At 40.4% G+C, this 13,097-nt stretch carries 16 protein-coding genes; 15 read left to right on the forward strand and 1 reads right to left on the reverse strand.

Annotated elements, in window-relative coordinates; genetic code table 11:
* Positions 1–267: 267 nt before the first annotated feature.
* Positions 268–399, reverse strand: coding sequence for a YpzI family protein (locus tag ACQKFO_RS02325; protein WP_427596675.1), 132 nt, complete (start codon positions 397–399; stop codon positions 268–270).
* Positions 400–499: 100 nt separating this feature from the next.
* On the opposite strand from ACQKFO_RS02325, the gene ACQKFO_RS02330 reads away from it, so the two are divergent.
* The 15 genes from ACQKFO_RS02330 to ndk all read left to right on the forward strand — a co-directional run bounded on the left by ACQKFO_RS02330 (position 500) and on the right by ndk (position 13,017).
* Positions 500–1,117, forward strand: a complete 618-nt coding sequence (locus tag ACQKFO_RS02330) for a YphA family membrane protein (RefSeq protein ID WP_427596676.1) — start codon at positions 500–502, stop codon at positions 1,115–1,117.
* Complete coding sequence (locus ACQKFO_RS02335) at positions 1,114–2,010, forward strand: YIEGIA family protein (protein ID WP_427596677.1); 897 nt, start codon at positions 1,114–1,116, stop codon at positions 2,008–2,010. The genes ACQKFO_RS02330 and ACQKFO_RS02335 overlap by 4 nt, the downstream gene beginning before the upstream one ends.
* Entirely contained in the window at positions 2,007–2,198 is a 192-nt protein-coding gene (locus tag ACQKFO_RS02340; protein ID WP_427596679.1) for a capping complex subunit for YIEGIA, read from the forward strand. The genes ACQKFO_RS02335 and ACQKFO_RS02340 overlap by 4 nt, the downstream gene beginning before the upstream one ends.
* 175 nt (positions 2,199–2,373) lie before the next feature.
* The gene (der, locus tag ACQKFO_RS02345) at positions 2,374–3,684 is read left to right on the forward strand and encodes a ribosome biogenesis GTPase Der (protein WP_427596680.1); all 1,311 of its coding nucleotides are present in this window, start codon (positions 2,374–2,376) and stop codon (positions 3,682–3,684) included.
* 16 nt (positions 3,685–3,700) lie between these two features.
* Complete coding sequence (locus ACQKFO_RS02350) at positions 3,701–4,747, forward strand: NAD(P)H-dependent glycerol-3-phosphate dehydrogenase (RefSeq protein ID WP_427596681.1); 1,047 nt, start codon at positions 3,701–3,703, stop codon at positions 4,745–4,747.
* Positions 4,748–5,133: 386 nt separating this feature from the next.
* Positions 5,134–5,334, forward strand: coding sequence for a DUF2768 domain-containing protein (locus ACQKFO_RS02355; protein ID WP_427596682.1), 201 nt, complete (start codon positions 5,134–5,136; stop codon positions 5,332–5,334).
* 31 nt (positions 5,335–5,365) lie between these two features.
* Positions 5,366–6,076, forward strand: a complete 711-nt coding sequence (locus ACQKFO_RS02360) for a hypothetical protein (protein WP_427596683.1) — start codon at positions 5,366–5,368, stop codon at positions 6,074–6,076.
* A 252-nt stretch (positions 6,077–6,328) separates the two neighbouring features.
* Positions 6,329–7,807: a stage IV sporulation protein A gene (gene spoIVA, locus ACQKFO_RS02365; RefSeq protein ID WP_148969470.1), complete on the forward strand. Its 1,479-nt coding sequence runs from the start codon at positions 6,329–6,331 to the stop codon at positions 7,805–7,807.
* 629 nt (positions 7,808–8,436) lie between these two features.
* The gene (locus tag ACQKFO_RS02370; RefSeq protein WP_034758336.1) at positions 8,437–8,709 is read left to right on the forward strand and encodes an HU family DNA-binding protein; all 273 of its coding nucleotides are present in this window, start codon (positions 8,437–8,439) and stop codon (positions 8,707–8,709) included.
* Positions 8,710–8,937: 228 nt separating this feature from the next.
* Positions 8,938–9,504, forward strand: a complete 567-nt coding sequence (gene folE / locus ACQKFO_RS02375; protein ID WP_148969469.1) for a GTP cyclohydrolase I FolE — start codon at positions 8,938–8,940, stop codon at positions 9,502–9,504.
* A 13-nt stretch (positions 9,505–9,517) separates the two neighbouring features.
* Positions 9,518–9,739: a trp RNA-binding attenuation protein MtrB gene (gene mtrB, locus ACQKFO_RS02380; protein ID WP_034758340.1), complete on the forward strand. Its 222-nt coding sequence runs from the start codon at positions 9,518–9,520 to the stop codon at positions 9,737–9,739.
* Between the two features lie 197 nt (positions 9,740–9,936).
* Entirely contained in the window at positions 9,937–10,770 is an 834-nt protein-coding gene (locus tag ACQKFO_RS02385) for a heptaprenyl diphosphate synthase component 1 (RefSeq protein WP_427596684.1), read from the forward strand.
* Positions 10,771–10,776: 6 nt separating this feature from the next.
* Positions 10,777–11,478 carry a demethylmenaquinone methyltransferase gene (locus tag ACQKFO_RS02390; RefSeq protein WP_427596685.1) on the forward strand — a complete coding sequence of 234 codons (702 nt, stop codon included), beginning with the start codon at positions 10,777–10,779 and terminating at the stop codon, positions 11,476–11,478.
* Between the two features lie 27 nt (positions 11,479–11,505).
* Complete coding sequence (gene hepT, locus ACQKFO_RS02395) at positions 11,506–12,468, forward strand: heptaprenyl diphosphate synthase component II (RefSeq protein WP_427596686.1); 963 nt, start codon at positions 11,506–11,508, stop codon at positions 12,466–12,468.
* Between the two features lie 102 nt (positions 12,469–12,570).
* On the forward strand, positions 12,571–13,017 hold the full coding sequence (gene ndk, locus ACQKFO_RS02400) for a nucleoside-diphosphate kinase (RefSeq protein ID WP_034758349.1): 447 nt from the start codon (positions 12,571–12,573) through the stop codon (positions 13,015–13,017).
* Positions 13,018–13,097: the final 80 nt, after the last annotated feature.

The following is a 13,097-nucleotide window of genomic DNA, read 5'->3' on the forward strand; positions in this document are numbered from 1 at the left end:
CCTCCGCTTTTCTTGATGTCCAGCTCCGGCGGCTAGAGGCTCGAGGTCATAAGTCAAACATGCCAAAAAGGCAAAAAGCGCCTTTCTGTCATGTTCACCTTATGCTTGTCGCCTCTGCCCAAGCCGCCTCCGCTTTTCTTGATGTCCAGCTCCGGCGGCTAGAGGCTCGAGGTCATAAGTCAAACATGCCAAAAAGGCAAAAAGCGCCTTTCTGTCATGTTCGCCTTATGCTTGTCGCCTCTGCCCAAGCCGCCTCCGCTTTTCTTGTTATCTCTGTTCCTTTTTAGCTTCTTCCGGTCCTTGCAGGCTTGTTGCTCCGTTGTAGTGCAGGCCCTGGTCTCTGTCTGATTCGACTCGTTTGCTTTGTTTTAGTTTCTTTTCTTGACGATCTTTACCCATGATAAACACCTCCCTTTCTTATTTTTTCTTTGAAAAAATGATTCATACATGAATGAGATACATAAAGATTTTCCATAATGTAGATAATAGGAGGGAGTGAGTGATTGTGGATGGGATTCTGTATTTATGGCTGATTTGGGGAATTTGGATTTTTACGACGTTTATGATGGATAAGGCACACCCATATCGTTTCCATTATTCCTTCATTTGTTTAGTGTTATTATGCGTGTTTCCGTATGGTTTGAAAGTAGGTTCAGTGGAGGTTGCAATACCGGTTTTTGTTTTAGGACTTATTTGTATCCATTACATAAGAATTTTTAGTCTGAAAGAAAAATTATATATGCTTGTAGTCATTCTGGCGATGGGGATGCTTTATGCCGGCATTGGGTTAGTGGCTATTTATGATCCCGTTCTCATGTTCATTGATCGAAACCTTATTATGGCTTCATCGCTTGCTTTCCTGAGTATTCTCTTCTATAGCTCGTCTTCCTATATGTTCCGGATGATCGCTATTGCCGCGAGCAGTATAGTGGGTGAAGTCTTTATGAGCATCCCATTAAAGAATGTAGGGTTTTTATTTCCCATAGGTGGACCTGTTTACCTCGATGTCCTGGCTATTTCCACTGGAATTCTCTTAGCGGTTAAGTTGTTTGAAGAAATTAATCAGTCATTCAACATCAAAGTACAAACAAACAAAGGGGAAATGAAGAATCTATGAATGAGTATGTGTATCCGGTCATCTTCGGAGTAGTAGTTGGGACATTAACCAGAATCTATATGCTGCGTACAGACTATCGCCAATATCCCACTTATTTGCATGGGAAGATTATACATATTGCTCTTGGATTTATTGCTTCCGGCTTAGGTACCATCGCGATTCCTGCTTTACTAGAGGAGAACTTCACGGCAATTACTTTCTTAACCGTTGCTGCGTCTCAATTTCGGGATGTACGAAATATGGAGAGGAACACATTGACGGAGTTAGATGCATATGAACTTGTTCCTAGAGGGGCAACATACATCGAGGGAATTGCCGTAGCCTTTGAAAGCCGCAATTATTTGGTTATTTTCACTTCTCTCTTAGCTACTTTAGCTTATATTGTCTTTAACTTCTATGTAGCTCTTTTGATCAGTGCGATATGTATGGTCGCTGCCCATAAACTAATGGCTGGAGGCAGATTGAAGGATATCGTAACTATTGAATATGTGAAGCCTCATTTTAAGGGGGCAGGACTTTACGTTGATAATATATATATTATGAATATTGGATTAAAGGTAAGACAAGAAGAAATTTTAAAGTATGGAATGGGGTTTGTACTCTCCCCAAAATCATTCGATGCCAGATCAACGGTAGCGAACCTCGGTCAAAGGCAGGCCATTCTTCATGACATGTCTACTTCGTTGGGGATATTTAAAGATTCAGGAACTCCGGCTTTAACGCCACTGGCCAAGAGGGATTTAGACGATGGTCGAATAGGTGTATTCGTCCTCCCGCAGCGAAAGGATGTAGAGAAAGCCATTGCCATTCTTGGGCAGGTGCCAACATTGGAAAATGCGATAAGAATGCCGTCAGAATCGAAAGCGAATCAGGAGGGTGGTAAATTAGAATGAGTACAACGATCCAAAAGTTTATTCTTGCGACGGTTACGACATCACCTGAAAAAGTTCCAAGTGGAACAAGCGTCTTTTATTGTAAAACAGATGAAGAATTGCAAAAGGTCTGTGCAAATTTAGAGGCGATTCTCGATGGCATTGCCCATGAACTGGATGAAGGACTATTTATCATTGTAAAACATTGATTGCTAGTTTATTCTTTTATTGATAAAATAGTTAAGTTAGGGGGGACTGTCCCATAAGGAAACAATACCTTAAGGGCCAGTCCTTCTTATGCATAACTCCGATTGATGATTGAAAAGGTATAAAAAGAGGAAATGTAAGAATAGGACAAACCTTCTTACAGAAAGGGTGAATAACGTGACAAAACCAGTAGTAGCAATCGTAGGGCGTCCAAACGTTGGGAAGTCCACGATCTTTAATAGAATTGTTGGTGAAAGAATTTCCATTGTTGAAGATGTGCCTGGTGTAACAAGAGACCGTATATATAGTTCTGCTGAGTGGCTGACTCATGAATTTAACATTATAGATACAGGTGGGATTGAACTGGGGAATGAGCCATTCCTTGATCAAATCAGGCAGCAGGCTGAAATTGCCATTGATGAAGCGGATGTGATTGTCTTTTTGACGAATGGCCGTGAAGGTGTGACAGCTGCAGATGAAATTGTGGCCAAAATCCTTTATCGCTCTAAGAAACCGGTCGTACTGGGGATAAATAAAATTGATAACCCCGAAATGAGGGAAATGATTTATGATTTTTACTCCCTTGGATTTGGAGAGCCGTATCCAATTTCAGGTTCTCATGGTCTTGGGTTAGGGGATCTTCTTGACGATGTTGTGAAAAACTTTAAACAAGAAGAAGAAGAGGACTATGCAGAAGATGTGATCAAATTTTCATTAATTGGTCGACCGAATGTCGGGAAATCTTCCCTGGTTAACGCTTTATTAGGAGAAGAGCGTGTGATTGTGAGTAATGTTGCAGGAACGACGCGGGATGCCATTGATTCCTCCTACACGTATGATGGACAGGATTATGTCATCATTGATACTGCAGGAATGAGGAAAAAAGGTAAAGTGTATGAAACCACTGAAAAATACAGTGTGTTAAGAGCTCTTAGAGCGATTGAACGTTCCGATGTCGTCTTATCTGTCATTGATGGAGAAGAAGGAATTATCGAGCAAGATAAAAAAATTGCCGGGTATGCTCATGATGCAGGTCGAGCAGTGGTAATCGTCGTGAATAAATGGGACGCTGTTGATAAAGACGAGAAAACCATGAATAAATGGGAAAAGAATATCCGCGAACATTTTCAATTCCTTGATTATGCTCCGATCGTTTTTCTATCTGCCAAAACAAAGAAGCGCATTCATACATTACTGCCTATCATTAATATGGCAAGTGAAAATCATGCCCTGCGAGTACAATCAAGCGTGTTGAATGAAGTGGTCATGGATGCAGTGGCAATGAATCCAACTCCTACAGATAATGGTAAGCGACTCAGAATCTACTACGCGACTCAAGTGGCTGTGAAGCCGCCAACATTCGTGGTATTTGTGAATGATCCGGAATTAATGCACTTCTCATACGAACGATTCTTGGAAAATAGAATACGTGATGCATTTGGATTTGAAGGAACTCCTATTCGTATTATTGCTCGCGCAAGAAAATAATAAGGTGGGTGTAAAAATGAAAAATTCAAAGAAAATAACGGTTGTTGGCGCAGGGAGCTGGGGGACGGCACTTGCGATGGTCCTGGCTGATAATGGACTGGAAGTAAGATTATGGGGACACAAAAAAGAACAGATTGATGAAATTAATACTCGACATACCAACGAAAAGTACCTGAAAGAGGTCAAGCTTCCGGAATCCATCCAGGGTTATCATGACCTTAGTGAGTCTTTAGATGGCGTTGATACGATCATTCTGGCTGTACCGACGAAAGCGATCCGCGGAGTATTGGGTCAAATTCAGGAGGTTCAAAGTGCACCATTAACCGTTGTTCATGTGAGTAAAGGGATTGAACCTGATTCACTTCTAAGAATCTCAGAAATGATTGAAGATGAAATGACCCCTGATAACTTACATACAGTGGTGGTATTGTCTGGGCCAAGTCACGCTGAAGAAGTGAGTTTAAGGCATCCAACGACAGTGACCGTTTCCTCTAAGGATATGAAGGCTGCTGAAGAGATTCAGGACTTATTCATGAATATGAATTTCCGTGTATATACGAATCCCGATATGCTGGGGGTTGAAATCGGTGGAGCCTTAAAGAATATCATAGCCCTTGCAGCCGGAATTACAGACGGATTGGGATATGGAGATAATGCAAAAGCCGCTCTTATAACGAGGGGACTTGCAGAAATAGCCCGTTTGGGAACCAAGATGGGAGCAAACCCATTAACATTTTCAGGTTTAACTGGTATCGGTGATTTGATCGTTACATGTACAAGTGTACATTCAAGAAACTGGAGAGCGGGAAATATGCTTGGTAAGGGTCATAACCTTGATGAGGTCCTGGACAACATGGGGATGGTTGTTGAGGGTGTACGCACAACAAAAGCTGCTCATCAGTTAGCAGACAAGTATGAAGTGAATATGCCCATTACCAACGCTTTGTATGATGTGCTATTCAATAAAATAGAAGCGAAAGAAGCGGTAGACCACTTAATGGGACGTGTAAAGACCAACGAGATGGAAGACCTCGTGAACATTCTCGGAGAACGATTAAATTAAGTTGATTCTTTTACGATGGAATGCATGTCAACCTTCCCTAATGAAGATTTATTGAGGAGTAGATCATTCTTTCGAAACAATGAATTAATCTTGGAATAATAGGCATTCGAGGATGCGAAGTGCGCCCCTGTTGCATACACTGTCATGAATATATACAGCTTTGCCTATGGATGGGTAGGTCTCGCTTTGTTTAGAGCAGCTCAAGTATTTTGACATCAGTTAAATGATGCTGAAATACTTGGGAAGCTCTTTTTTTTGATAGTCTCTCCCCGGGGAAGTCCGTATAGGTCCATCTTGAGGTTTGTAACAGATTATTGAACAACCATTCTTTTCTATTCTTTTGTAAAAATCTTATGATATAATACATTCGATAACAGGAGGGATGTATGTTGGATTCAATGATGAAGATGTGGATTTCGTTTGCATCGATGGGATTCATGTTTTTTGCCATATTAACGATCTATTTTAGCAGGTATAAGATCAAGCAGAAATTCTTGCGTTTTATTACAGCATTCATAGCATATATAATGATGATTGCCGGTGGACTTATGATGATCTATATTGTATTTAGTGGACCGACCAATTAGGTTGCTGTCCGATTGAAAGGACGTTTTTAGATTGAAACGCTTAGGTTTAATTGCATTTCTTCTTATTTTAACTATGAGTATTCTTTCTGGATGTATGTACCCTGAGGAAAAGCTCAGTCAGAATCAGATCCCTTATGAAACTCAGGTGAAAGCTGTTCAAGATGCGGTCGTAACCTATCAGAAGGACAATAATGGGTTGCTTCCAATTAAAACCCGGGACCAGGATACACCCATTTATCAGAAGTATCCGATTGATTTCAGGAAGCTTTCACCTCAGTACTTAGCAGAGATTCCAGGGAACGCTTTTGAAAACGGTGGGATCTTTCAATATGTGTTGACTGACGTGGAGGAAGATCCTCAAGTCAAGATTTTTGATCTTCGGCTGGCAGAACAAATAAGGGAATTGAAAATCAGGATAGAAGCTCAAGGTTACCCGCCATTTAAAGAGGAAGTAGCCAATAATGTATATACATTAAACTATAATGAACTGGGGTATGATGGTGATGTGTACGTAAATAGCCCCTATTCAAACAAGAACCTTCCCCTTGTCATTAATGGTGACGGTGACATATTTGTAGATTACTCAATGGACTTATTTGAGCAGATCAAATCGACTGATAAAGAACTGGAGCCTGGAGTGGATATCCGGAATTTACTTGTCGAGGACACTTTTTTTGTTCCAGCTTATTCTTTACCTTATACGGTAGATGAAAATAACGATCCTGTCTTTATGACAAAATAGGCATAACCCTTTTCTTGCAAAATATATTGTAAGGGAAGGGTTATTATTTTTATGTCATCCTTTATAGGGAAATTTCATCAAAACTAATGATCATAAATGCTCAGACATAATAAATTTTTATACTTTTAATCATAAGGGGGGAAAAAAAGCATATTAATAGTCATAAGTCATTGGGACAACATCATAAATATAGAATGTGAGACAGAATACACGGATGAAACATCCCTGGAATATAAGATGGGAGGGAATCTCTTGGAAAGAGTCGATCTATTTAAGGACATTGCCGAAAGAACAGGCGGAGATATCTATTTAGGTGTGGTAGGAGCAGTTAGAACAGGAAAATCAACATTCATCAAGAAGTTCATGGAACTTGTCGTCCTTCCTAACATCGCAAGTGAATCAGAACGAGCAAGAGCGCAGGATGAGTTACCTCAAAGTGCGGCAGGCAGGACCATCATGACGACAGAACCGAAGTTTGTTCCGAATCAAGCCATCTCTGTTCATGTCGATGAAGGCCTCGAAGTGAATATTAGATTGGTAGATTGTGTGGGATATACGGTACCGGGTGCTAAAGGATACGAGGATGAAAATGGGCCTAGAATGATCAATACCCCATGGTATGAAGAGCCTATTCCTTTCCATGAAGCGGCAGAGATCGGTACGCGTAAAGTCATCCAGGAACACTCTACGATCGGTGTTGTGGTGACAACCGACGGTTCCATCGGTGAAATTGGCAGAGGCGATTATATCCAAGCGGAAGAGAGAGTCATTGAGGAACTGAAAGAAGTAGGTAAACCATTTATCATGGTCATCAACTCAGCGAGGCCACATGCCCCTGAGACAGAAGACCTGAGAGTGAAACTTCAAGATAAGTATGACATTCCAGTTCTCGCCATGAGTGTAGAAAGCATGAGAGACTCAGACGTCCTCAACGTCTTGAGAGAAGCTCTATTCGAATTCCCGGTACTTGAAGTGAATGTGAATCTTCCAAGCTGGGTAATGGTTCTGAAAGAAGAGCACTGGCTAAGACAGAACTATCAGGAAGCAGTGAAAGAAACTGTTAAAGATATTAAACGACTGCGGGATGTGGATCGTGTTGTTCATTATTTCAGTGAGTTTGACCATATCGAAAGGGCAGGACTTGCCGGAATTGATATGGGGCAAGGGATTGCAGAAATTGACCTGTACGCCCCTGACGAACTGTATGATGAAGTACTGAAGGAGATTGTCGGGGTGGAAATTCGCGGGAAAGATCATCTCCTGGAATTAATGCAGGACTTCGCTCATGCAAAAGCGGAATACGACCAGATTTCAGATGCGTTAAGAATGGTGAAACAGACGGGATATGGCATCGCGGCGCCTTCGTTAAATGATATGAGTCTGGATGAACCGGAGATCATCAGACAGGGTTCCAGATTCGGGGTCAGCTTGAAAGCAGTTGCACCATCCATCCACATGATTAAAGTGGATGTACAGTCCAAGTTCGAACCAATTATCGGTACAGAAAAACAGAGCGAAGAACTAGTGCGCTACTTAATGCAGGATTTCGAAGATGACCCGCTTTCCATCTGGAATTCCGATATATTCGGCAGAAGCTTAAGTTCCATTGTAAGAGAGGGAATCCAAGCGAAACTTTCTTTAATGCCTGAGAATGCAAGATATAAACTAAAAGATACGTTGGAAAGAATCATCAACGAGGGATCAGGTGGGTTGATCGCCATCATATTATAAATGTTTTGGACCTTCTTAGGAGGGTCTTTTTTTATTTGTCTTATTTAAAACCTTTTATTTCTAACTTACAGATTTGAATTTTTCTTAACAAATATCTACTTTATTTTACGGATTTCATTATTGTATATTTATAAATTTATAGCTGGGTCGAATAGATTGCGAAAACACTGAGGGGGCACTGAAACCTTGATATATATAGGTTTATACATTAAAACCATATGTGGGATACATCATTATGGATATTCACCCCAGATGAAAATAGGGGTGTAGATGTTTAAGGAATTCCAAGGTTGGGAAGTAAGATAGAGTACCTGATGATGAAGGTATAAGTTGCAGTCATCGAAAAGAAGTGATAGGTTGAATAGAGTGCAGGAATAAAGGGCTTTAGGGGGATTCTATTACATTTGTGTTTCAAATAAGAAAAGATTCCCATTATTTCTTGATTTGTTCTTGCTAAGGTTAATCTATTGTGATAATCTTTTAACAGAATTGTTGTTGAATATTGATTCAGCAACGTTTTCAAGCGTTTTTTCTAAACTTTATGTATAGAATTCGCTAAACTTGTTTACTAATGATATTAAAGTAAATGAATCATGACTGAGACATTTCCTTGGGAGGAGGTGAATGGCATGAACAAGACAGAACTAATCAATGCTGTTGCAGAAGCTGCTGAGCTATCTAAGAAGGACGCTACAAAAGCGGTTGACGCTGTTTTCGATACAATTCAAAACTCACTTGCAAACGGTGATAAAGTACAATTAATCGGATTCGGTAACTTCGAAGTACGTGAGCGTGCAGCCCGTAAAGGTCGCAACCCACAAACAGGTGAAGAGATCGAAATCTCAGCTAGCAAAGTACCTGCTTTCAAACCAGGTAAAGCGCTTAAAGAAGCTGTAAAATAATTACATACTTTGAGCGTAAAGAAAAGGTCGCATATTTATGCGGCCTTTTTTGCTGTTAGATTATAGTATGGTTATTTCTCCTTAAAATATGTACGAAGTTTTATTCCTTTAAAAGGAGTTTTATATTATTATAAAACTTCTAAAGCACTAGTCTTTGATGACATTATAGGCTTGTGCTAATATTAACAATGTTACTATTTCTTTAAGTTATTATAGGAGGACAACATAATGGCACAAGTCAATCATGGCCAAATAGAAGAAGCAGTTCGATTAATATTAGAAGCTATTGGAGAGAATCCTAATAGAGAAGGATTATTAGATACACCAAAACGTGTAGCAAAGATGTATGCAGAAGTATTTTCGGGAATCGGTCACGATCCGAAAGAATACTTTGAAACAATATTCAGTGAAGAGCATGAAGAATTGGTGCTTGTGAAGGATATTCCTTTTTATTCGATGTGTGAACACCACTTGGTACCTTTCTACGGAAAAGCTCATGTAGCGTATATTCCTAGAAACGGAAGAGTGGCTGGACTTAGTAAACTGGCAAGGGCTGTTGAATCTGTTGCTAAACGGCCTCAGTTACAAGAGAGAATCACTTCGACAGTGGCTGATACAATCATGGAAACCCTTGAGCCTTATGGTGCAATGGTAGTGGTTGAAGCAGAGCATATGTGCATGACAATGAGAGGTGTAAAGAAGCCTGGTTCAAGTACAGTGACAACTGCAGTAAGGGGCTCGTTTAAAGAAGACTCTCAAGCACGAAGCGAAGTTCTTTCTTTTATCAAGAATTAGGAGTGAGCCAAGGATGAATTCAAATGATTATATTGTGATTAAGGCGATTGAAGATGGTGTGAACGTGATCGGGCTGACAAGAGGGACGGATACCCGATTTCATCATTCAGAAAAGCTTGATAAAGGTGAAGTCATGATTGCTCAGTTTACAGACCATACCTCTGCGATTAAGGTCAGAGGAAAAGCAACAATCGTTACAAGCTACGGTGAAGTCGAAAGTGATAACAAGAAATAATACTCTGAGCATTTACGTTCCAGAGAAGATACTGGTGGGACTGACTATGAGTAGTTGAACTTCGTAGTCGTCCCCTTTGTTATACCACAGCTAAATATGGGGACAAGACTGATTCCCTATTGTTGAGGATTTTATGGTATAATATCTAATGCTGAAATTTTTAGACCGATACATAGTAGAAATGGGGATTAAAGGGTATGAAATTCATTGATTGTAACCATCAAGCGAATATCATTCATCAATACATAGAAGAGCAGTTGCATCACTCTTACTTAAAGGAATATATCGATCAGCCTTACATTGATCGGGATCGGATTCATTTCCTGCTCCTTCCTTTTGTCAATGAGGGACGGACCTTGAATAAAGAAGTTGTACAGTGGATTTCGACTGCCATGTTATTGCAGATAGCCCTTGATACCCATGAAAAGGTTACAATCTCTGAGCTTGATCCATTGAAAGAGAGGCAGCTTACGGTACTTGCAGGAGTATACTTCAGCAGCCTTTACTATAAAATCCTTGCCGACACAGATGATGTGGACCTTATCGCCGTATTAGCCAAGGCGATTAAAGAAATCAACGAAAGCAAAATTTCCATTTATAAAGAGGAACATCAAAACCTTGATGGGCTAATGTCAAGCTTGAAGACAAGAGAATCAGCGATCGTTTCAAAATTCTTTCGTTTTTTTGAAGATGACAAATGGATCCGGATTGTTGAGCAAGCCCTTTTATACAAGAAGCTCGTTCAAGAGAGAATTTGTATAGAGCACTCACAGAATACGAGCTTTATTAAAGCGCTGTCTACTTTAACGTTCCAATCAGCCAGTGAAACACCATCTTTAAAGCTAACGAAAGAAGAGTCTGGACACTTGCTTTCAAGGGTGGATAAATTAATTTCCTCAACGAAGAAAACCATTCAAACTCAGTTAGAGAACATAGAGCCGGTAACACCGTATTTTAAAAAGCTGATTGTAGAGCTATTACCTTATGCTGAGCCTGAACCTATGACCAAACTATATGCGGAAGAAGGGTAAATCGAAATGCAGCAGTCCAAAGAACAAAAAGTCCACGGAGTATTTGAAAAAATATACTCGAATTATGATAAGATGAATTCGGTAATCAGTTTCCAACAGCATAAAAAGTGGAGAAAAGATACCATGAAGCATATGGACGTGAAGCCAGGCTCAAAGGCGCTGGACGTTTGCTGTGGAACTGCGGATTGGACGTTAGCGATAGGAGAAAGAGTCGGAGAAACAGGCAGTGTAGTGGGGCTGGATTTCAGCCAGAATATGCTGTCTATTGGTGAAGAGAAAGTAAAAAAATCCCCTTTGAACAACATTGAGCTGATCCATGGAAATGCAATGGAGCTGCCTTTTGACGATAATACCTTTGATTATGTCACAATAGGCTTCGGGTTACGGAATGTTCCTGACTACCTCCACGTCTTAAAAGAAATGAATCGTGTGGTGAAACCAGGAGGCATGGCGGTTTGCCTTGAAACCTCCCAGCCAACCATGCTCGGATTCAAACAGATGTATTACGCATATTTTCGTTTCGTGATGCCTCTGTTCGGAAAGGTTTTTGCCAAGAGTTTTAATGAATATTCATGGCTCCAGGAATCAGCTAGGGATTTCCCAGGGATGAAGGAGCTTGCGAAGATGTTTGAAGAAGCCGGCTTTAAAAATATACATGTTAAACCATACAGTGGCGGAGTGGCTGCCATGCATTCAGGCAGAAAGTAAGAAATTCGTAAATTAGGTGGAAAAATTATGAAGCTAAACAGGATGTATTCGTTTTTAAAAACGGATATTGATGAAATTGAAAAGGAACTGGAAGTTGCGATTGAATCAGAATCACAACTTTTACAAGAGGCGTCCCTTCACCTACTTCAAGCAGGTGGTAAAAGAATCCGACCTGTTTTTGTCTTGCTCTCTGCAAAATTCGGACAATACGATATTAACATTGTGAAAAATGTAGCAGTGGCTTTGGAGTTGATTCATATGGCATCCCTTGTTCACGATGACGTGATTGATGATGCAGAGTTAAGAAGAGGTAAGCCAACAATTAAAGCTCAATGGGACAATCGTATTGCCATGTACACTGGAGATTACATCTTTGCAAGAGCTCTCGAGTATATGACGAATATTAAAGCGCCTGAAGCACATCAAATACTTTCTCACACCATTGTTGAAGTATGTAAGGGTGAGATCGCTCAAATAAAAGATAAATATCGATTTGACCAAAATCTGAGGGATTATCTTCTTAGAATCAAGCGGAAAACAGCCCTGCTGATTGCTGTAAGCTGCCAGATCGGTGCCATTTCTTCCGGGGCTCCTGAAGAAATACATCGACGCTTATACCGGTTTGGCTATAATGTGGGGATGAGCTTCCAAATTACAGATGATATATTAGACCTGACAGCAAGTGAGGAAGAACTGGGTAAGCCAGCAGGCAGTGACTTGTGGCAAGGTAATATCACCCTTCCGATTTTATATGCAATGGAAAACCCTGAACTTAAAACGAAGATAGAAAGAGTGTCTGAATATACTTCTTCTGAAGAGATGAAAGATATCATTTCGTCCATCTTAGCTACCGATGCCATAGATCGATCCCATCAGCTTAGCAGAATGTACTTAGACAGAGCGTTGGAAGATCTGGAGCATCTCCCATACAACCGCGTGAAGAAAACATTGAAGAATATCGCAAACTTTATTGGTAAGAGAAAATATTAAGAAAATTTAAAATGGAAACGTTGCCAAAAACCCCAATCAGTGTTACTATTTTCGTGGGATGTCCTTAGGACTTCTATACATACATATTTAGGAGTGGGGAAAATGGAAAAGACATTTTTAATGGTAAAGCCGGACGGCGTACAAAGAGGGTTAATCGGTGATATCGTATCACGTTTTGAAAAAAAGGGCTTTCAATTAGTAGGGGCAAAGCTAATGAGCATTTCAAATGAGTTAGCTGAAGAGCATTACGGAGAGCACAAGGAAAGACCATTCTTTGGAGAACTTGTTGACTTTATCACTTCTGGACCTGTATTTGCAATGGTTTGGCAAGGTGAAAACGTCATCACGACAGCTCGTGGAATGATGGGAGCAACAAACCCTAAGGATGCTGCCCTTGGAACAATCCGCGGTGATTTCGGCTTGACAGTCGGAAAGAATATCATCCACGGATCTGACTCTGCTGAAAGCGCTGTTAGAGAAATCGGCTTATTCTTCAAAGAGGAAGAACTGGTAGAGTATTCTAAATTAATGAACGAGTGGGTTTATTAATAACTGATAAATAATAAATTTTTTGAGGGCAAGTCGTGTTAAGGCGACTTGCCCTTTTTTATGGAGTAGGGTTTAACTTT

The sequence above is a fragment of the Rossellomorea sp. NPDC071047 genome (genome assembly GCF_050270195.1).
Lineage (GTDB): Bacteria > Bacillota > Bacilli > Bacillales > Bacillaceae_B > Rossellomorea.